The organism is uncultured Bradyrhizobium sp., from assembly GCF_964252615.1.
In the GTDB taxonomy this organism is placed as follows: domain Bacteria; phylum Pseudomonadota; class Alphaproteobacteria; order Rhizobiales; family Xanthobacteraceae; genus Bradyrhizobium.
In genome coordinates this window covers 48623-68210 of record NZ_CAXUNQ010000016.1, presented here as the reverse complement: position 1 = coordinate 68210, position 19588 = coordinate 48623, and the positions used below count along the sequence as shown (strand labels likewise).

16 protein-coding genes and 1 pseudogene are annotated in these 19588 nt (G+C 63.6%); 12 read left to right on the top strand and 5 right to left on the bottom strand.

Features of this window, described 5'->3' with window-relative positions; translation table 11 throughout:
* The first annotated feature begins 5 nt into the window (after positions 1 to 5).
* The 8 genes from ACFE72_RS11230 to parC all read left to right on the top strand — a co-directional run bounded on the left by ACFE72_RS11230 (position 6) and on the right by parC (position 9756).
* A complete protein-coding gene (locus tag ACFE72_RS11230) occupies positions 6 to 2303 on the top strand; it encodes a RelA/SpoT family protein (RefSeq protein WP_375413168.1) in 2298 nt (765 codons plus the stop codon).
* Positions 2304 to 2420: 117 nt separating this feature from the next.
* Positions 2421 to 3194: a pyridoxine 5'-phosphate synthase gene (locus ACFE72_RS11225; protein WP_375413167.1), complete on the top strand. Its 774-nt coding sequence runs from the start codon at positions 2421 to 2423 to the stop codon at positions 3192 to 3194.
* A 476-nt stretch (positions 3195 to 3670) separates the two neighbouring features.
* The gene (lepB, locus tag ACFE72_RS11220) at positions 3671 to 4429 is read left to right on the top strand and encodes a signal peptidase I (protein WP_375413166.1); all 759 of its coding nucleotides are present in this window, start codon (positions 3671 to 3673) and stop codon (positions 4427 to 4429) included.
* A complete protein-coding gene (gene rnc, locus ACFE72_RS11215) occupies positions 4426 to 5226 on the top strand; it encodes a ribonuclease III (RefSeq protein WP_375413165.1) in 801 nt (266 codons plus the stop codon). The genes lepB and rnc overlap by 4 nt, the downstream gene beginning before the upstream one ends.
* Positions 5226 to 6149 carry a GTPase Era gene (gene era, locus ACFE72_RS11210; RefSeq protein WP_375413164.1) on the top strand — a complete coding sequence of 308 codons (924 nt, stop codon included), beginning with the start codon at positions 5226 to 5228 and terminating at the stop codon, positions 6147 to 6149. Before rnc ends, era begins: the two co-directional genes overlap by 1 nt.
* An 11-nt stretch (positions 6150 to 6160) precedes the next feature.
* Positions 6161 to 6541 carry a hypothetical protein gene (locus ACFE72_RS11205; protein ID WP_375413163.1) on the top strand — a complete coding sequence of 127 codons (381 nt, stop codon included), beginning with the start codon at positions 6161 to 6163 and terminating at the stop codon, positions 6539 to 6541.
* A gap of 34 nt (positions 6542 to 6575) precedes the next feature.
* The gene (recO, locus tag ACFE72_RS11200) at positions 6576 to 7331 is read left to right on the top strand and encodes a DNA repair protein RecO (RefSeq protein WP_375413162.1); all 756 of its coding nucleotides are present in this window, start codon (positions 6576 to 6578) and stop codon (positions 7329 to 7331) included.
* A gap of 172 nt (positions 7332 to 7503) precedes the next feature.
* The gene (gene parC, locus ACFE72_RS11195; protein WP_375413161.1) at positions 7504 to 9756 is read left to right on the top strand and encodes a DNA topoisomerase IV subunit A; all 2253 of its coding nucleotides are present in this window, start codon (positions 7504 to 7506) and stop codon (positions 9754 to 9756) included.
* A 30-nt stretch (positions 9757 to 9786) separates the two neighbouring features.
* Here the strand turns inward: parC and ACFE72_RS11190 are convergent.
* Positions 9787 to 10183 (bottom strand): annotated as a pseudogene (locus ACFE72_RS11190) (chromate transporter); the annotation flags it as partial.
* Positions 10184 to 10340: 157 nt separating this feature from the next.
* On the opposite strand from ACFE72_RS11190, the gene dmeF reads away from it, so the two are divergent.
* Entirely contained in the window at positions 10341 to 11294 is a 954-nt protein-coding gene (gene dmeF / locus ACFE72_RS11185) for a CDF family Co(II)/Ni(II) efflux transporter DmeF (protein ID WP_375413160.1), read from the top strand.
* 14 nt (positions 11295 to 11308) lie between these two features.
* On the opposite strand, the gene ACFE72_RS11180 is transcribed toward dmeF, so the two are convergent.
* The 3 genes from ACFE72_RS11180 to ACFE72_RS11170 all read right to left on the bottom strand — a co-directional run bounded on the left by ACFE72_RS11180 (position 11309) and on the right by ACFE72_RS11170 (position 14205).
* Positions 11309 to 11500, bottom strand: coding sequence for a hypothetical protein (locus ACFE72_RS11180; protein WP_375413159.1), 192 nt, complete (start codon positions 11498 to 11500; stop codon positions 11309 to 11311).
* A 39-nt stretch (positions 11501 to 11539) separates the two neighbouring features.
* The gene (locus ACFE72_RS11175; RefSeq protein ID WP_375413158.1) at positions 11540 to 12757 is read right to left on the bottom strand and encodes a multidrug effflux MFS transporter; all 1218 of its coding nucleotides are present in this window, start codon (positions 12755 to 12757) and stop codon (positions 11540 to 11542) included.
* Between the two features lie 191 nt (positions 12758 to 12948).
* Positions 12949 to 14205 (bottom strand): MFS transporter, encoded by a 1257-nt coding sequence (locus tag ACFE72_RS11170; RefSeq protein WP_375413157.1) that lies wholly within the window; start codon positions 14203 to 14205, stop codon positions 12949 to 12951.
* Positions 14206 to 14547: 342 nt separating this feature from the next.
* Between ACFE72_RS11170 and ACFE72_RS11165 the strand changes: the two genes are divergently transcribed.
* Genes ACFE72_RS11165 through ACFE72_RS11155 form a run of 3 tightly spaced genes read left to right on the top strand, consistent with a single transcriptional unit; the run spans position 14548 to position 18636 of the window.
* The gene (locus ACFE72_RS11165; RefSeq protein ID WP_375413156.1) at positions 14548 to 15540 is read left to right on the top strand and encodes a UbiA family prenyltransferase; all 993 of its coding nucleotides are present in this window, start codon (positions 14548 to 14550) and stop codon (positions 15538 to 15540) included.
* Position 15541: 1 nt separating this feature from the next.
* Entirely contained in the window at positions 15542 to 17206 is a 1665-nt protein-coding gene (locus tag ACFE72_RS11160) for a hypothetical protein (protein WP_375413155.1), read from the top strand.
* Between the two features lie 35 nt (positions 17207 to 17241).
* On the top strand, positions 17242 to 18636 hold the full coding sequence (locus ACFE72_RS11155; protein ID WP_375413154.1) for an Nramp family divalent metal transporter: 1395 nt from the start codon (positions 17242 to 17244) through the stop codon (positions 18634 to 18636).
* 120 nt (positions 18637 to 18756) lie between these two features.
* Here ACFE72_RS11155 and ACFE72_RS11150 read toward each other — a convergent pair whose 3' ends face one another.
* Entirely contained in the window at positions 18757 to 19533 is a 777-nt protein-coding gene (locus tag ACFE72_RS11150; RefSeq protein ID WP_375413153.1) for an arginyltransferase, read from the bottom strand.
* Positions 19534 to 19588 lie beyond the last annotated feature (55 nt).

The following is a 19588-nucleotide window of genomic DNA, read 5'->3' as shown; positions in this document are numbered from 1 at the left end:
AATCGATGGCGTATTGGCGCCGCACCCCCCGGCAGATGCAGGCCGCGGCCGATTCGGTCGCCGTGACGCTTCCTGTCCCTGTTCCGGCGACCAGGCCGGTCCGGGCGCCGCGGTCGCGCATGATGCGGCAATACGATCTGGTCGATCGGGTCCGTGCCTATAACCCGAACACCAACGAAGATTTGCTTAACCGCGCCTATGTTTACGCCATGAAGGCGCACGGCGCTCAAACCCGGGCCTCCGGCGACCCGTATTTTTCGCATCCGCTGGAAGTCGCGGCTATCCTGACCGACCTCAAGCTTGACGACGCCACCATCGTCGCCGCATTGCTGCATGACACCATCGAGGATACCGAGGCGACCCGGGGCGAAATCGATTCCGTGTTCGGCCACGAGATCGGCGCCCTGGTGGAAGGTCTCACCAAGCTGAAGCGGCTGGAACTGGTGTCGCGGGAGGCCAAGCAGGCCGAAAACCTGCGCAAGCTGCTACTGGCCATTTCCGACGACGTTCGCGTGCTGCTGATCAAGCTCGCCGACCGTCTCCACAACATGCGCACGCTGGAATTCGTGCCGCCGGCGGCACGGCGCCGCATTGCCGAGGAGACCCTCGACATCTATGCGCCGCTTGCCGGCCGCATGGGCATGCAGGAAATGCGCGAGGAACTCGAAGATTTGTCGTTCCGTACGATCGACCCGGAAGCCCATGCGGTCGTGATGAAGCGCCTGGATGGGCTGGAAGAGCGCAACCGCAACCTGATCGGGGAGATCGAAAGCCAGCTCTTAAAGAATCTCGAGAAAAACGGCATGACTGCGCACGTTTACGGCCGGCGCAAGCGGCCGTTTTCGATCTGGACCAAGATGGAGCGCAAGTCGGTCGGCTTCGAGCAACTGTCCGATATTTTCGGATTTCGCGTCGTGCTCAACGACATCGAAGCCTGCTATCGCGCGCTCGGCGTCGTGCACATCACGTGGCCGGTGGTGCCCGGCCGGTTCAAGGATTACATCTCGACGCCAAAACAGAACGACTACCGTTCGATTCATACCACCGTGATCGGTCCCGGCAAGCAGCGCGTCGAACTGCAGATCCGTACCGAGGACATGGATCAGATTGCGGAATACGGCATCGCCGCGCACGCCTTCTACAAGGATGGCGTCGGCTCTCCGACCGAATTGCTCAATCGTGAATCCAGCGCCTTTGCGTGGCTGCGCCATACCGTCGAGGTACTTTCCGAGAGCTCCAACCCCGAGGAGTTTCTCGAGCATACCAAGCTCGAGCTGTTTCACGATCAGGTATTCTGCTTCACGCCGAAGGGAAAATTGATCGCGCTGCCGCGGCAGGCCAACGTGATCGATTTCGCCTACGCGGTGCATACCGACGTCGGCAACAGCGCGGTGGGCTGCAAGATCAATGGCAAGTTCGCGCCGCTGTCGTCGGAATTACAGAACGGCGACGAGGTAGAGGTTCTGACTTCGGCCGCCCAGGAAGCGCCGCCGTCGGCATGGGAGTCGCTCGCGGTGACCGGCAAGGCGCGGGCGGCGATCCGTCGCGCGACCCGTACCGCCGTGCGCGATCAGTATGCCGGACTGGGCCGGCGCATCGTCGAACGGTTGTTCACGCGCGCCAAAATCGAATACGCCGACGACAAGCTCAAAGGCGCGTTGCCACGGCTGGCGCGTGCCTCGATCGACGACGTGATGGCATCGGTCGGGCGCGGCGAGATGCGGGCCTCCGACGTCGCGCGGGCGATGTATCCGGATTACAAGGAAGAGCGCGTCGGCAGGTTCGGCGCGAAAAAGAGTCTCGCGGTCAAGCTGCGGCTCAAATCGCCGCCCGAACCGCCCCGCAGCCCGTCGGCGATACCGATCCGCGGCATCAACTCCGATCTGCCGGTGAAATTCGCGCCGAACGGTGGGGCGGTTCCGGGCGACCGTATTGTCGGCATCGTGTCGCCGAAGCAGGGCATTACGATCTATCCGATCCAGTCGCCCGCGCTGAAGGATTTCGAGGACGAGCCGGAGCGCTGGCTCGATGTGCGCTGGGACGTCGATGAGTCGACGCCGCAGCGTTTTCCGGCGCGGATCATGGTCGACAACGTCAACGAGCCCGGAAGTCTGGCGCAGGTGGCGACCGTCATCGCCGAACATGACGGCAATATCGACAATATCAGTATGTCCAGGCGCTCGCCGGATTTCACCGAACTCACTATCGATCTCGAAGTCTATGATCTGAAGCATCTCAGCGCTATCATCGCCCAGTTGCGCGCCAAAGCCGTGGTCGCACGGGTCGAACGCGTCAATGGATAGCCAAGTTCGTCTTTGCCGGGCTTGACCCGACAATCCATCCACTACAAAGACTCTTTGCGAAAATTTGATGGAGGCGCGGGGCAAAGCCCGCGCACGACAGCCAACGGGTTATCGCGCATGCCTAGAACCGAAGCTCCTCCGCTGCGTCTCGGAGTCAATGTCGATCACGTCGCCACGCTTCGCAACGCGCGGGCAGGCGAGCGTCCGGATCCGGTGCGCGCGGCGCTGACCGCGATCGAAGCGGGCGCCGATGGCATTACCGCGCATCTGCGCGAGGATCGCCGCCACATACGCGACGCCGACATGGCACGCCTGAAGGCCGAAATCTCGAAGCCGCTGAATTTCGAGATGGCGGCGACCGAAGACATGCTGCGGATTGCGCTGGCGACTAAACCTCATGCGGTTTGCCTGGTGCCCGAGCGCCGGGAGGAATTGACCACCGAAGGCGGCCTCGACGTGGCCGGCCAGCACAACGCGCTGGCTCCGTTTATCAGCCGGCTGAACGACGCCGGCGTGCGGGTGTCGCTGTTCATCGCCGCAGATCCGGCTCAGATCGAGATGGCGGCAAGGCTGCGTGCGCCGGTGATCGAAGTCCACACCGGCGCCTGGTGCGACGCCGTGGTGGAGGGCGAGACGGCGAAGGCCGAAGCGGAATGGCAGCGCATCGTCGTCGGGGCGAAGCTTGCGCAATCCGCCGGGCTTGAAGTGCATGCGGGGCACGGCCTCGATTATGCAACCGCCGAGAGCATCGCTGCGCTGCCGCAGATCGTCGAACTCAACATCGGCTATTACATGATCGGCGAAGCCCTGTTCGTCGGTCTTGCCGAGACGGTGCGGACCATGCGGGCGGCGATGAACCGCGGGCGCATGAAGCTCGAAATCGACTTGTGATCATCGGCGGGCCGGAACGCACCGAGGCGCCAAGCCTCCGGGAAGATGGTGGTCGCGACCGGCGGAGCGATTCGCCGAGCAAGCCTGCTCCTGGGCGCTCGGCCCGGATCCGGCAGAGCCGCTAACCACCTTACCGATGATTCGCCGTTTGCGAAGCTTCGGTCATAATTTCGGCGGTCCTTCCAGGCAAATCCCAAGGCGCCGGACCAGCATCGCCCGGCACCATGCGGAAAACTAAAAATAATTGTTTTTTCAACGGGTTAGAAAGTTTTCACAGCCGCGTTGATTGCGCGCTTGCGAACAACGGTCTAAAACCTCGCGCGAGTGTACTTCGAGCCAGGGCGATTTCAGGTCCGCACCGGATGTCGTTCTAAATCTTCAGAACAAGCGGCATTTTTCGACGCGAAACGACGGCCGGTTCGCGTAAAGAAAATGCTCTGCCACCGCGCGCGGTCGCGACGGGAATTGGGAAAGCGATGAGCGTGACATCCGGGGCAAAATCTGAAAGCGGCATCGGCGAAACCATCCGCGTCGTTATCCACGCGCTCCTGATCGCGTTGGTGATCCGCACCTTCCTGTTCCAGCCCTTCAATATCCCTTCCGGATCGATGAAGGCGACTCTGCTGGTCGGCGACTATTTGTTCGTGTCGAAATACTCGTACGGCTACAGCCATTATTCGATTCCGCTGTCGCCTCCGCTGTTTTCCGGCCGCGTCTTCGGCTCGGAGCCCTCGCGCGGCGATGTCGTGGTGTTCCGGCTCCCGAAAGACGATTCGACCGATTACATCAAGCGCGTGATCGGCTTGCCTGGCGACCGCATCCAGATGAAAGAGGGTCTGCTCTACATCAACGACAAGCCCGTCGTTCGCGAACGCTTATCCGACTTCGTCGGGGAGGACCCTTGCGGGTCGGACGCGACGGCAAGGGTCAAGCGCTGGAGGGAAACGCTGCCGAATGGCGTGACCTATGAGTCGCTGGACTGCGTCGACAACGGTTTTTACGACAACACCAACGTCTATACCGTGCCCGCCAATCACTTTTTTATGATGGGCGACAACCGCGACAATTCCACCGACAGCCGGGTGCTGTCGGCGGTCGGCTACGTGCCGTTCGAGAACATCGTAGGCCGGGCCCAGATGATCTTTTTCTCGATCGCAGAGGGGGAACATGCCTGGGAGATATGGCGCTGGCCCACCGCGGTGCGCTGGAATCGCATATTCTCCATCGTGCGATGAACGACGAATCACCTGACATCCAGACCTTATCGACGTCAGTCGGGGCGCGCCCTGAAGCCGACGGCGGCGCAGAGCCTCCGGCGGCCAAAAAAAGACGCGGCAAGGCCGCGGCCACGGCCGAAGCTGCGGCCATCGAGGCGCGGATCGGCCACAACTTCGCGGACCCGTCGCTGCTGGCGACTGCCTTCACCCACGTTTCCGCTCTGAAATCGGCGCGCAGCCGCAGCGACAGCTATCAGAGGCTCGAATTCCTCGGCGACCACGTGCTTGGACTGATCGTGTCCGACATGCTGTATCGCGCGTTTCCGAAAGCCGACGAAGGCGAATTGTCGAAACGATTGGCCGATCTCGTTCGCAAGGAAACCTGCGCCGACGTGGCCAAATCGCTCGGCCTGCTCGAAGGTATCAAGCTCGGCGCCGTCGGCGCCGGTGCCGGCGCGCGCCTGCGCAAATCGGTGATCGGCGATATCTGCGAAGCGGTGATAGGCGCGGTGTATCTCGACGGCGGGTATCCCGCGGCGGCGCAATTCGTCCAGCGTAACTGGGAAGAGCGGATGCGCACCTTGAAGCGTCCGCTGCGCGATCCCAAGACCGTGCTGCAGGAATGGGCGCAGGGCAAGGGCTTGCCGACGCCGGTCTATCGCGAGGTCGAGCGTACCGGGCCGCATCACGATCCGCAATTTCGTGTTGCGGTGGATCTGCCGGGACTGGCGCCGGCCGAAGGCATCGGCGGCAGCAAACGCGCCGCCGAGAAGGTGGCGGCATCGGTGATGATCGCGCGCGAAGGCGTCAAATAATGAGCAGTGACGTACCGGCGGCTGCGCTGCCGACGCGCTGCGGTTTCGTCGCGCTGATCGGCGCGCCCAACGTCGGCAAGTCGACGCTGGTCAATGCCCTGGTCGGCTCGAAAGTCACCATCGTGTCGCGCAAGGTGCAGACCACGCGCGCCTTGATCCGCGGCATTGTCATCGAAGCCGACGCGCAGATCATCCTGGTCGATACGCCCGGCATTTTCCTGCCCAAACGAAGGTTGGACCGGGCCATGGTGTCGACCGCGTGGAGCGGGGCGCATGACGCCGATCTGGTCTGTGCGCTGCTCGATGCGCGCGCGGGTATCGACGAGGAAGCCGAGGCCATCCTCACCCGACTCGCAACGGTGCGGCACCAGAAAATCCTGGTGCTGAACAAGATCGATCTGGTGCCGCGGGAAAAGCTGCTGGCGCTCACCCAGGCGGCCAATGCGCGCCTGGAATTCGAAAAGACTTTTATGGTTTCGGCGCTGTCCGGTGATGGGGTGGATGATTTGCGCAGGGCCCTGTCGGAGATGGTGCCTGCAGGGCCGTTCCACTACCCGGAAGACCAGATGTCGGACGCGCCGATGCGGCATCTGGCGGCCGAGATCACCCGTGAAAAGATCTTCCGGCAGTTGCATCAGGAGCTGCCCTATCAATCCACCGTCGAGACCGACAGTTGGACCGAACGCAAGGACAAGTCGATCCGGATCGAGCAGACGATTTTCGTCGAGCGCGAGAGCCAGCGCAAGATCGTGCTCGGAAAGGGCGGCGCTACGATCAAATCGATCGGCGCGGATTCGCGGAAAGAAATCGCTGAGATCGTCGGCGTTCCCGTGCACCTGTTCCTGTTCGTCAAGGTCCGCGAAAACTGGGGCGACGATCCCAATCGCTACCGCGAAATGGGTCTTGAATTTCCCAAGGAATAGCCGGCGCCTCGATGACCCTCCCCAGGCATGTCGTATGGTTTCAGGTGCTGCTCTACCTGTCGCTCGCGCTCGACGCGCTGTCGGTCGCCTTTCAGGACCGCACGCCGACGGCGGCGATTCCGGAAACCACGATCCTGGCCGCCAACGTGATCGCAGCCTGCATGATCCTGCTGTTGGTCCACTTGGTCGGGCTCGCGGCGCGACAGCGCAAGAACTGGCCGCGCTGGGTGCTGGCCGCAGCATTGTCGTTCTCGGTGATTTCGCTGATGCAGGTCATCGGCGACAACGGATTGCAGTTGGACAGCGCCATCGAGGCGGTTTCCTGCGCCCTGACCGCTGTCGGGCTTTATGCTTCCTTCACGGGAGACGCCAAGGGCTGGTTCAATTCGTAGTCGCAGTGGCCGCCCTACGTGCTAGGCTCTCTTCATGGAATGGACCGACGACGGCATCGTGCTGGGGGCGCGGCGGCATGGCGAGTCCTCGGCCATTGTCGAGCTGTTGACACGCGGCCATGGCCGGCACCTCGGTCTGGTGCGCGGCGGCTCGGGTTCGAGGATGCGGCCGCTGCTGCAGCCTGGCAACAGCGTGCGCGCGGTGTGGCGGGCGCGGCTGGACGAGCATCTCGGCACGTACGTCATCGAAGCCACGCGGCTGCGCGCCGCCACCGTGCTGGCGTCAAGCCACGCGGTCTACGGCGTGACGCATCTCGCCTCGCTGGCGCGGCTGCTGCCCGAGCGCGACCCGCATGAAGACATCTACGACATGCTCGAGCGCACTCTGAATGATTTCGACGACATCGGCGAAGCCGCGGTGCATCTGGTGAAATTCGAGCTGGCGATGCTGGCCGAACTTGGTTTCGGCCTTGACCTTGAAAATTGTGCGGCGAGCGGGGTGACCACTGAGCTGATTTACGTGTCGCCGAAATCCGGCGGCGCGGTGTCGCGGCAGGCTGGCGAGCCATGGCGCGACAAGCTCTTGCGGTTGCCGCCTTTTCTGCGCGAGAGCGATGATGGCCGTAACGGCTGGTCGGACCAGGATCTGATGGACGGGTTTCATCTGACGGGACTGTTCCTGATGCGCCACGTGCTGGAGCCGCGCGGGCAAGCCCATTCCGACGCGCGCGAGGGCTTCATCAATGCGGTGGCGAGACACCGGGCGAGGGTAGGCACCGCGTCACTCTAACGGGTCGTTCCGGCGAAGGCGGCGACCCATACGCCATGTCGTCTCGTCCCGGCAACGGCCAATGCCTTCTTCAATCGCGGCCGCCAGGGGTCACGGATCTCTGCCTGCGCCGGAACGACGTAAGGGTGATTCGCGGCTTGCCCGATTGAGCCCGAAAGCTTAACTCCTCCTCATGGGAAAAACACTGATTCCGCCAGAACCGGCGGAGATTCACGAGGTTCAGCTGCGCGAGGCGCTGGAAGAGCGCTATCTCGCCTATGCGCTCTCGACCATCATGCACCGCGCGCTGCCGGATGCGCGCGACGGCCTGAAGCCGGTGCATCGGCGCATCCTCTACGGCATGCGGCTGCTGCGGCTGGATCCCGGTACGCCGTTCAAGAAATCCGCGAAAATCGTCGGCGACGTGATGGGCTCGTTCCATCCCCACGGGGATCAGTCGATCTACGACGCGCTGGTGCGGCTGGCGCAGGATTTCTCCTCGCGTTATCCGCTGGTGGACGGGCAGGGCAATTTCGGCAATATCGACGGCGATAATCCCGCCGCCTATCGCTACACCGAAGCGCGCATGACCGAGGTCGCGCGGCTGCTGCTCGATGGCATCGACGAGGACGGCGTCGAATTCCGCGCCAATTACGACGGTCAGTCGAAAGAGCCGATCGTGCTGCCCGGCGGGTTTCCCAATTTGCTGGCCAATGGCGCCCAGGGCATCGCGGTAGGCATGGCGACCGCGATCCCGCCGCATAATGCAGCCGAACTCTGCGACGCCGCCCTGCATCTGATCGACAAGCCCGATGCGAAGTCGAAGGCGCTGCTGCGCTTCGTCAAGGGTCCGGATTTCCCCACCGGCGGCATCATCGTCGATTCCAAGGAGAGCATCGCCGAGGCCTATATGACCGGGCGCGGCTCGTTCCGCACCCGCGCCAAGTGGAGCCAGGAGGAAGGCGCGCGGGGCACATGGGTGGTGGTCATCACCGAAATTCCGTGGCTGGTGCAGAAATCGCGGCTGATCGAAAAGATCGCCGAGCTTCTCAACGAGAAGAAGCTGCCGCTGGTCGGCGACGTCCGTGACGAATCCGCCGAGGACATCCGCGTCGTCATCGAGCCAAAGTCGCGCGCGGTCGATCCTGAACTGCTGATGGAATCGTTGTTCCGGCTGACCGAGCTGGAGAGCCGGATCCCGCTGAACCTCAATGTGCTGGTAAAGGGCCGCATCCCAAAGGTGCTTGGGCTCGCTGAAGCCTTGCGCGAATGGCTCGACCATCTGCGCGACGTGCTGTTGCGCCGTTCCAATTACCGCAAGCAGCAGATCGAGCATCGGCTCGAGGTGCTCGGCGGCTATCTGATCGCGTACCTGAACATCGACAAGGTGATAAAGATCATCCGCAGCGAGGATGAGCCGAAGCCGGCGCTGATCAGGGCGTTCAGGCTTACCGATATCCAGGCCGACGCCATCCTCAACATGCGCCTGCGCTCCCTGCGCAAGCTTGAGGAAATGGAAATCCGCACCGAAGACAAGAATCTCCGCAGCGAATTGAAAGGCATCAAGGGCATCCTCGGCTCCGAATCCGAACAGTGGACCAAGGTCGGCGATCAGGTCCGAAAAGTGCGCGACATCTTCGGACCGAAGACGCCGCTCGGCAAGCGCCGCACTTTGTTCGCCGACGCGCCGGAGCACGATCTGGCCGCGATCGAGGAAGCTTTTGTCGAGCGCGAGCCGGTCACCGTGGTGGTTTCCGACAAGGGCTGGGTGCGCACGCTCAAGGGTCACGTCGCCGATCTGTCCGGACTGACGTTCAAGACCGACGACAAGCTGGACAAGGCGTTCTTTGCCGAAACCACGTCAAAACTCCTGCTGTTCGCCACCAACGGAAAATTCTATTCGCTGGACGTTGCAAAGCTGCCGGGCGGGCGCGGACATGGCGAGCCGATCCGGATGTTCATCGACATGGAGCAGGACGCCGCCATCGTGTCGCTGTTCGTCAATACCGGCGGCCGCAAGTTCCTGGTGGCCAGCCACGAGGGGCAGGGCTTTATCGTCAACGAGGACGATTGCGTCGGCAACACCCGCAAGGGCAAGCAGGTGCTCAACGTCGAGATGCCGAACGAGGCGCGGGCGCTTGCGACCGTCAACGGCGATACCGTTGCGGTGATCGGCACCAACCACAAGATGGTGATCTTCCCGGTCGACCAGGTGCCGGAGATGGCGCGCGGCCGCGGCGTCCGGCTGCAGAAATACAAAGGCGGCGGGCTGTCGGACGTCGCGACCTTCGATGCCAAGGCCGGGTTGACCTGGAAGGATTCGGCGGGCCGCGACCAGAGCATGAGCTGGAAGGAATTGACGGACTGGCGCGGCAACCGCGCCGACGCCGGCCGCCTCGCGCATGGCCTGCCGAAATCGAACCGGTTTGGCCGGGGCGTGGAGTAGGGCAGATCAGGCGAAGCCGTCGCAAGTACCGCTGCTCAAGCCGAAGAATAACGCCTCGATGAAGCCGCCGTTGCCATAGGCTGCGTAAGACGATGCTCAGCAGCATGAAGGAAACGATGCCGGGTACGATGAACAGGCCGCCGGCCATGATGCCTCCCGCGGTCCGATGCAGCAGCCAGCCGATATAGGTCGCAAGCTGCTGCGCCTCCGGACCCGGCAACAGCATGCAGTAATTAAGCGCGTGCAAGAACCGGTTTCGGATATCAGTTTTTCCTCGACCAGAATGCGATGCATCACGCGATCTGCCCCGCCGGGCCGCCAAAGGAGAGCAGCGCAATTCGCAGCCGGACCGGAACGCCTCTCCGAAGCTGATGCCGTGACCGGCATCCGATGCGGTTACCTTGTGGTTCGCGGCGAGTTCGGTCATGGCTTTGCCTTGCGGCCCGGCCAGTTATGGGTTTCCCCGGTGGGGTCGCGGCACCTGCGATAGAACGCGTCGTAGATTCAGGTTTACCGTGCGGTGGAACTTTTGCGCTTGCCGGCTATATAATTCGTGCAAGGAACGCCGCATCAAGGATAAGCCAATGCACTCGCATTCCGTCGACCGATGGACGCACGATCACGTTTTCCTTGGTCAACAGCACCTGCGCAACGAGCGCCGGACGTGGCTGGTTGCCGTCATCACCGCCGTCATGATGGTCGGCGAGATCGTGGCAGGCTCGTTGTTCGGGTCGATGGCGCTTCTCGCCGATGGCTGGCACATGGCGACCCACGCCGCCGCGCTTGGGATTGCCGCGCTCGCTTACCTGTTTGCCCGTCAGCACGCGCGCAATTCCCGGTTCGCCTTCGGCACCGGCAAGTTCGGCGATCTCGCCGCTTTTTCCAGCGCTATCATTTTAGCGATGATCGCGGTTCAGGTCGCCTATGAGAGCGCGGTCCGTCTTGTTCATCCGGTCCCGATTGCCTATGGCGAGGCCATACTGGTCGCCGTGCTTGGCCTCGTCGTCAATCTCGTCAGCGCGTGGTTGCTCCGCGACACGCATGACCACGAGCTGCACGGCCATGGCCATTCCCCGGGGCATCATCACCACGACAACAATCTTCGCGCGGCTTACGTCCACGTGCTTGCCGACGCCGCAACCTCGGTGCTTGCCATCGCGGCGCTGATTTTGGCGGCGAGCTTGCAATGGGTCTGGGCCGATCCGGCGGTGGGAATCGTCGGCAGCCTCGTGATTGCCGGTTGGGCCTACGGCCTGATCAAGGCCTCCGGCGCGGTGTTGCTCGATGCGAGCGTCGACAAGCATCTGGAGACCGTGATCCGCGACCGGTTGGAAACCAAGGGCGATCGCGTGACCGACCTCCATCTCTGGCAGGTCGGGCCCGGCCATCGCGCCGCCGTCATCTCGGTCGTATCCGACAATCCGCTGCCGCCGGCGACTTACAAGCGCCGCCTCGGCGGCCTGCGGGGGCTGAGCCATGTCACGGTCGAGGTCGAGCAGTGCCCGGATTGTTCGCACCCGGCCCAACTCTCGAACTAAGGCGCCGGCCGGCTTCAATTGCGAGGTGCGGAGAGGGGCGGAGGTCCGATGCTGACGGCTTTCTTTGGTTTCAGCGAGCCGGCATAGAACGACAATCCGGCGACCAGAAAAAGACAGACCAGATACACCGCATAGGATTGCGGCGGGGTGATCGCCCACCGCATAAAACCCCCGATCGCTGCCGCCAAGCCGGATTCGTTTTCCATTTCCCGATGCTGGAGCCTGGTCGGCGACAGGTCAAGCTGCTAGCTCGTCTTCTTCCGCATGGTGTAGAGAACCAGTGCCAGCAGCGCGCCCGCGGTCAGTACGATGCCAAGCGCTGACATCGCTTGGTGCGAAATCGTCGCTGCGAGCCACACCCCGATTGCTGCTGCCATCATCTGCCAGAATCCGAGCAGCGCCGACGCCGCACCGGCTTTCTCGCCGAACGGGGAGAGCGCCTGGGCGGTGCCCAGCGGGTTGACGATGCCCATGCCGAGCAGAAACACCAGCATTCCCCCGAGGAAGGGCAGGAAGGCGGGATTGAACGCCGCGACCAGCAGGATCGCGATGCCGCCGGTTGCCGCCAGCCACAGCCCGCCCCGGATCGAACGGTCGAGCCCGAAACGCGGCGCGAGTTTCGTCGCCAGCATGCCGGCGCCGAACACGACCAGCACGGTGCCTGCGAAGAACAGGCCGAGCTGGATCGGCGTGAAGTGCAGTCCCTCGATCAGCACCCGCGGGGCCGCCGAAAACATCGCGAACAAGCCGCCCATGATCAGGCTTACGGTTACCGCCGGAATCAGGAAGCGGCGATCGACGCTCAGACCGAAATAGGTCCTGGCGATTGCGAGCGGGTTGAGCGGAATCGGCGTCGAGGTATGGGTTTCGCCGAGCACCGCGCCGTAGGCCACCGCGGCGATGGCGGCGAACAGCGCGACGAACACGAATTCGGAACGCCAGCCGAAAGTGTGAGCGAGCGCGCCGCCCAGAAGTGGCGAGAAGCCGGGGGCGGCCGCCATTGCAATCATGATCAGCGCCATCGCGCGGCCGAGCGCGGCGCCGCTGAAGAGATCGCGGGCGATGGCGCGCGACAGCACCGAGGTCGAACAGGCGCCGCCGGCCTGGATCGCGCGCCCGATCAGCATGCCCGGCAGATCGCTGGCAAAGCCGCACCAGATACTGCCGGCGATGAACACGGCAAATCCTGCCAGTACCGGCATGCGCCGCCCGTAACGGTCCGAGATCGGTCCGACCGCCAGCTGTCCGATCGCGAATACCGCAAGGAATACGGTGATCGAGGCGGTCACTTCGGCCGTTGAAACATGAAGCGACGCCGCCATCTGCGGCAGCGACGGAAGCAGGATGTTGGTGGCGAGCGTGCCGATCGCGGCCAGCGTGGCGAGCACGGCTATTTGCGCGGTGGTCGAAGAAGCTTCCGGGCTCGGTACGGTCGTGATCGTGGCGACGGTCTGGTCGGTCATGGAAGCTCCCGGGTCGATATTGGATGATGTATATCATATAAATCGGAAGGCAACAGCGCCGATGGGCCGTTTTTAGAATTTCACGGCGTCATGCCCGGCCTCGGGGCCGGGCATCCACGTCTTACGTCCTCGCCGTGCAAAGACGTGGATGGCCGGGACAAGCCCGGCCATGGCGACCCTGCGCGTGCGGCTCAACAGGTACGCAGTTCCTTTCCGCCATCGTCGACCATGTCCGGTTGCCGGATCAGGCCGACCGCCGGCGACAGCAGGATCACCAGCGCCTGCGCGGCGAAGATCGCGACGGCGAGATAGAGACAAAGTTCGGCGCCATGGAGTCCGCCGACGGTGGCGCCGAGTGCAGCGCCTATGGGGCGCGCGCCGTAACTCATGATGTTGATCGCGGACACGCGCCCGAGCAGCCGCGGCGGCGTCACCGATTGCCGCAGCGTGGCGGTCGAGATCACCCACAGGATCGGGCCGGCGCCGAGCAGGAAGAAGCCCAGTCCCGCGAGCAGCGGGCTCGGAACAACGGTGGTCAACGCCAGGACCATGGCGGCAGTGAAGCCGGTGACAGGACCGAGCGCGATCACGGTGCCGAACCGCAGGCGTTGCAACACGCTTGTCGCCGACAGCGCGCCGACCACCATGCCGACGCCGTACATCGCCAGCGTGGTGCCGACGCCTGACGCCGACAGTCCGAGATGACGGATCGCATAGGGTACGAACACCGAAAGCACGAGAAACGATGCAATGTTGAAAATGAACTGCGTTGCGAACACCGGCCGCAGCAGGGAGTGCTGGAACACAAACGCAGCACCTTCTTTGATTTCCCGCAGCGGATGCCGCTTCGCCGCGGCCTCCCGCGCGGGTTCGTAAATCCCCGACAGCAGCAGCACCGCCGATATCGACAGCGCCGCGGCGAAACCGAACGCCGGCGCGGCACCCGCCCATCCGACCAGCACGCCGCCCAAGGCCGGGCCGCCCGCGAACGCAACCGTGCGCGCAAGCTCGATACGCGCATTGGCCGATGGCAGCGATTGCGCCGGCACCAGGGAAGGCACCAGCGCCGGCGCCGCCACGCTGTAGGCGACCGTTCCGCATACGGAAACAAAGCCAAGCAGCGCGAGCAGGGGCAGTGTCAGCATGTCGAGCGATATCAGCGCCAGGATGCCAAGCAGCGCCGCGGCGCGCAGTGCCTCCGAGCCTGCCATCAGCGCGCGCCGCGGGATGCGGTCCGCCAGCAGGCCTGCCGGAATCGCGAACAGGATAAACGGCAGCGTCAGCGCGGTCTGCAGCAGTCCGGTCTGGCCTTCGCCGATGCCGAGCATCAGCACCGCGGCGATCGGCGCCGCGGCCAGCGCGATCTGTTCGGCCGACTGCGCCGCAAGGTTGGACCAGGCCAGACGATTGAAGGTCGGGGGCAGCCATGGGGTCTGAAAAGCGGACATGGTCGATTTCCTGAACAGTCGTTTCCTGCTCGGCACTCTCCGCCTCCGGCTGCGGTCAAACCACCCGCTTCCCGACCGGAGACAGCTTGTGTCATTCCGGCGCAGGTTCGCCCGGGGACCGGTATCCGACGCAGGGCCCGACCGAGCGAGGCATTGAAAACGGCGGCCGACGGCGGCGCGGGAATCCCGCTGAATCCGGTGCAACGGACCGGCATTAACCGCGTTCGGCCACGTTTTTACGGTGGGCCGCCGATCGGCGCGGGGCGGCATGATCGCTGCCTTTCAAGCTCATCTTCGCCGGCATCCGACCCGATGCGGCACACGAGAGGCTTGGAGGATTTCATGCTGGTTTCAAATCACGCCGCCCTGCCAGCGGCTAGGCTTGCGGATTATCTGGCCATCGCGCGGCCGGATCACTGGATCAAACATGTGCTGATCATTCCCGGCGTCGCGTTCGCGCTCATCATGTCCGCGGCCGCGCCGATCGACGTCGCGGCGCTGGCCGGACGCCTGATCACCTGCCTGTTCGTGGCGATGGCGCTGTCGTCGGCCAACTACACCATCAACGAATGGCTCGACGCGCCGTTCGATGCCATGCATCCCACCAAGCGTGCGCGGCCAGCGGTCCAGACCACGATGTCTCCCGCCATCGTCTTCGCGCAATATATCCTGCTGACCTCCACCGGCATGCTCGCCGCCAATACTCTGGGCGGCAGCTTCAGCCTGGTTGCGGTGGTGTTCGCGATTTTCGGCGTGATCTACAACGTGCGGCCGATCCGCGCCAAGGATCGCGCCTTTCTCGATGTCATCGTTGAATCGCTCAACAATCCGCTGCGTTTCCTGTTCGGCTGGTTCGCGGTCACCGCGCATGTCGCGCCACCGGCCTCGATCCTGCTCGCTTACTGGTTCGGCGGCGCTTTCCTGATGGCGGCCAAACGCGTCTCGGAACATCGCGCCATCGTCGAGGCGGGCGGCACCGCAAGCCTTGCGGCATATCGCCCGTCTTTTGCCGTCTATACGCAGTCGAGCCTGGTGACGAGCTGCCTTGTTCATGCCCAGGGCTTTGCATTCATGATGGCGATCTTCTTGCTGAAATACAGGATTGAATACCTCGTCGTCATTCCGCTGCTGATCGCATTGTTCGCGGCCTATATGCGGCTTGCCCTGACGCCGGACTCGGCCGCCGCGCGGCCGGAGGAATTGATGCGGCAGCCGGCGATGCTGATCGGTGCTGCGGTCACGATGGCGCTGTTCGGCATCCTGACCTTCGTCGATCTGCCCTGGCTGAACGGATTGACCAGTTCCGATCTGATCCATCTCGGGCTGGCGCGCTGACATGCCGGCTGCAGCCCACTATGAAGTTCCAAAAAACAGCGTAGCGGCAGCCGCGACGCTGCTGTTATTCACGATGCTGGTCGCGCTGCTCGATGGCCCGATCTGGCTGGTGAAGCTGGTGCCGACGCAAGATGGCCCGGTGCATCTCGCACAAGCCGACTTGATCGCGCGTTTCGGCTGGGGTGGCGCGCTGCAGGAGCCCGCCGCGTCGTTTTATCAATGGAATCCGCGCCTCGAGCCCAACTCCGCCATCTACTTCGTGCTTGCGGGCCTGATCAGGCTGAGCGGCGACGCGCTGATGGCCAACACACTTTTCCTCAATCTGTATGGACTGCTCTGGATCGCCGCCGCGTTTGCCGTCTGTCGCGGGGAAACCCAACACCCGGCATTGCCGATGCTGTTGTTGCTGCCGCTCGCCTTCGGGGTCTTCATCCATTGGGGGTTCTATAATTATGCGCTCGGCGTGCCGCTGTTTCTGCTGTTCGCCAGCTTCTGGCGCAAGGCCGGAGAACGTCGCAATGTCGTCACCTTCCTGACCACCGCATTATTCCTGGCGGCGCTTTGCCTGACACACATCACAGCCGTCGTCGCGGCCTGCCTGCTGCTTGCCGCCGATGGTCTCGCCCGCGCCGTCCGGACGCTGGATCAGTCCGGCATTCGCACCGCCATGCGGCAATTGTGCATCGACGGCGCCTGGGCGGCCGGGGCCGCGATTCCGGTACTGCTGATAACCGCCAGCTTCTTGATGGCGTACCAGAATATTCCCGGCGAAGCCGCGGGCAGCGAGGGCGGGCTGCTGCAGATCCTGCGCCGGATCATGGCAGCGACCTACCTGTTCAGCTTTACGAGGTGGGAGATCGTAGGCCTTGCTCCCCTGTTGGCCGCGCTGCTGATCGCGGGCGCGGCGGCGTTGCGCCGGATCAGATCCGGCGATCTGATTTGGCCCGTCTTCCTTGCGCTGGTGGTCGTGCTGTCGTTGCTCGATCTGAAGACCGGGGCGGCTTCGCTCTCTGAGCGACTGGCGCCCTTCACCTGGATCGCCGTGGTGATGGCGATCGCAAGCCGGCAACCCGGTGCCGCGCTGGTACGTACGCTTTGCCTCGCCGCGCTCGCCGGACTGATCGGCCAGACCGCGATCCGCTCGGCGGCTTACAAGAACTGGTCGGCCACGCTGGACAGCGAACTCGACGCCGGCCGGGCCAACCCGGGTGAAACCTTTGTCAACGCCGACCTTATCCCACAGCGCAGCAGCGCATTGTTCACCTGGCGGGTTCGACCGACGCTTCACGCGGCCCAGACCGCAGCACTCGCCGCGCACGGTGCCGGACTGTCGTCGCCACTGCCCTCAACCCGGTATTTCGGCTATTTCCCACTGCAATACATCCAAGCACATGATTTTATGCGCGCGGCACCGGACTGGGAGTCCGAGCCGGATGCAGCCTCGCTGGCCAACTTCCGCAAAGTTAATCGTGGAGCGCCGCATATCCTGATCGTGTCATCTTCCGATGACTCCGGTGCCGCATTGGCGCGCCGGCTCGGATATGGCGATTGCAGGGTCAGCGATGGCGCGCCCCAGCTCGCCATATGCAGGGTCGCGGCGCGACAAAGTGTCGTGCACTTATGGGAGCGAAATTCCTCGCCTATCCCAGATGCAGTTGCAAATTAGTTGCAACAAACCCGGAAATAGTTCATCCTGGGAAGATGGATGCGCTTTCGCCCAAGATAATACCCGACCCTCCGGCTCCGTCCGCCGTGCGCGGCGTGCTGGGTGCGTCGGGCTGGCGTTCAAGCAACGGGCCGGAGACCGAGCGTAGCCTGGCCGACGTCAACGCGACCATCCGGGTCCCGGTCGGCGGGCACTGGTTCCGCAGATTGCTTGCCTTTGCCGGTCCCGGTTACCTGGTTTCGGTCGGCTATATGGACCCCGGCAACTGGGCCACCGATCTCGCCGGCGGCGCGCAGTTCGGCTACACGATGCTGTCGGTGATCCTGCTGTCGAATGTGATGGCGATATTGCTGCAGGCGCTTGCCGCGCGGCTAGGCATCGTCACCGACCGTGATCTCGCGCAGGCCTGCCGCGACAGTTTTTCGAAACCCGTCAATATCATGCTGTGGCTGGCTTGCGAGGCCGCGATCATCGCCTGCGATCTGGCCGAGGTGATCGGCACCGCGATCGCGCTGCAACTATTGTTCGGCATTCCACTGATCGGCGGCGCGCTGATCGCGGCACTCGATGCGTTCCTGCTGCTGCTGTTGATGAACAAGGGTTTCCGGTTTCTCGAAGCTTTCGTCATTGCACTGCTGATCGTCATTGCGCTCTGTTTCACGGTCCAGATCGTCGCCGCCGCGCCGCCAGTGGCAGCGGTGCTGCGCGGCTTTGCGCCATCCGCCGCCATCGTCACCAATCCGGCGATGCTCTACATCGCCATCGGCATTATCGGCGCCACGGTGATGCCGCATAACCTCTATCTGCACTCGTCGATCGTTCAGACCCGGGCCTATCCGCGCACCGATGAAGGCCGCCGCGACGCGATCAAATGGGCGACCGCCGACTCGACCATCGCGCTGATGCTGGCGCTGTTCATCAATGCCGCCATCCTGATCGTCGCCGCGGCGACATTTCATGACAGCGGCCACGCCGATGTCGCCGAGATAGGCCGCGCGTTCGAGTTGTTGTCGCCGCTGCTCGGCCTCGGCATCGCCTCGACACTGTTTGCGATCGCGCTGCTAGCGTCCGGCCTCAACTCGACGGTCACGGCGACGCTGGCCGGCCAGATCGTCATGGAAGGGTTTCTGCGCTTAAGGATGCCGAGCTGGGCGCGCCGGCTGGTGACCCGCGGCATCGCCATCGTGCCGGTGATCGCGGTCACGGCGCTGTATGGCGAGCGTGGCACGGGACAATTGCTGGTGTTCAGCCAGGTCATCCTCTCGATGCAACTGCCGTTCGCGGTAATTCCGCTGGTGCGGTTCGTCTCGGACCGGCGCAAGATGGGCGACTTTGTCATTCCGCGTCCGCTGGCCATCGCGGCATGGATCGTCGCCGGCATCATCGTGACGCTGAACGTCAAGCTGCTGTTCGATACGATCACGGGGTGAGGCAATTCGTCATACGGGGCTTGACCTGCGTATCCCCCAATCTTCGACAAGAGTCTCGCAGAGCGGATGGATGGCCAAGTCAAGCCCGGCCATGACGCGGAGAGTAGGGCGCGCGCAGCGTCAATCCTGCGGCTCACTCGGCGTCTCGCCGGCGGCGTCGATGCGCAGCCAGCCCGAGGGCGCAAGCCGCTGCTGCGGCAGGAAGCGGCCCTTGTAGTCCATCTTCTTCGATCCTTCGATCCAGTAACCGAGATAGACGTACGGTAATCCGAGCCGCCGGGCGCGGGCGATGTGATCGAGAATCATGAAAGTGCCTAGCGAACGGCTTTCCTCGGAAGGCTCGAAGAACGAATACACCATCGACAGCCCGTCGCTGAGCACGTCGGACAGGGCGACCGCGACCAGGCTTTCGCCGCGGCCGGTGATGCCGCTGTCGGTGCCGCGCTTGCGGTATTCGATGATGCGGGTTTCGACATGGCTGTCCTCGACCATCATCGCGTAATCGAGCACGGTCATGTCGGCCATGCCGCCGTGGCGATGACGTTGGTCGAGATAGGCGCGGAACACCGAATACTGTTCCGAAGTCGGCACCGCGCTGCGCTGCTCTCCGACGATATCGGCGTTGCGCGCCAGAATCTTGCGGAAGTTGCGCGAGGGGCGGAACTCGTTGGCGATCACGCGGACCGACACGCAGGCCCGGCACTGGTCGCAGGCCGGGCGATAGGCGATCGACTGGCTGCGCCGGAAACCGCCATGGGTAAGCAGGTCGTTGAGATCGCCGGCCTTGTCGCCGACCAGATGCGTGAACACCTTGCGCTCATGCCGGCCCGGCAGGTACGGGCAGGGCGAGGGCGCCGTCAGATAGAATTGCGGGGTGTCGCGCGAGTGCTGGGTCACGTTGTGCCGTCAGTCTCCGAAGCAATCATGCCGAGCATCGCGCCGCGGAGGCCGA

Bases quoted from the DNA above. Each gene is read 5' to 3' on its own strand.
- ACFE72_RS11205 (WP_375413163.1), top strand. From the start codon at position 6,161: ATGACCCTCCCCAGGCATGTCGTATGGTTTCAGGTGCTGCTCTACCTG.
- lepB (WP_375413166.1), top strand. From the start codon at position 3,671: ATGAGCGTGACATCCGGGGCAAAATCTGAAAGCGGCATCGGCGAAACC.
- recO (WP_375413162.1), top strand. From the start codon at position 6,576: ATGGAATGGACCGACGACGGCATCGTGCTGGGGGCGCGGCGGCATGGC.
- ACFE72_RS11165 (WP_375413156.1), top strand. From the start codon at position 14,548: ATGCTGGTTTCAAATCACGCCGCCCTGCCAGCGGCTAGGCTTGCGGAT.
- era (WP_375413164.1), top strand. From the start codon at position 5,226: ATGAGCAGTGACGTACCGGCGGCTGCGCTGCCGACGCGCTGCGGTTTC.
- parC (WP_375413161.1), top strand. From the start codon at position 7,504: ATGGGAAAAACACTGATTCCGCCAGAACCGGCGGAGATTCACGAGGTT.
- ACFE72_RS11225 (WP_375413167.1), top strand. From the start codon at position 2,421: ATGCCTAGAACCGAAGCTCCTCCGCTGCGTCTCGGAGTCAATGTCGAT.
- ACFE72_RS11160 (WP_375413155.1), top strand. From the start codon at position 15,542: ATGCCGGCTGCAGCCCACTATGAAGTTCCAAAAAACAGCGTAGCGGCA.
- ACFE72_RS11180 (WP_375413159.1), bottom strand. From the start codon at position 11,500: ATGGAAAACGAATCCGGCTTGGCGGCAGCGATCGGGGGTTTTATGCGG.
- dmeF (WP_375413160.1), top strand. From the start codon at position 10,341: ATGCACTCGCATTCCGTCGACCGATGGACGCACGATCACGTTTTCCTT.
- ACFE72_RS11230 (WP_375413168.1), top strand. From the start codon at position 6: ATGGCGTATTGGCGCCGCACCCCCCGGCAGATGCAGGCCGCGGCCGAT.
- ACFE72_RS11175 (WP_375413158.1), bottom strand. From the start codon at position 12,757: ATGACCGACCAGACCGTCGCCACGATCACGACCGTACCGAGCCCGGAA.
- ACFE72_RS11155 (WP_375413154.1), top strand. From the start codon at position 17,242: ATGGATGCGCTTTCGCCCAAGATAATACCCGACCCTCCGGCTCCGTCC.
- rnc (WP_375413165.1), top strand. From the start codon at position 4,426: ATGAACGACGAATCACCTGACATCCAGACCTTATCGACGTCAGTCGGG.
- ACFE72_RS11170 (WP_375413157.1), bottom strand. From the start codon at position 14,205: ATGTCCGCTTTTCAGACCCCATGGCTGCCCCCGACCTTCAATCGTCTG.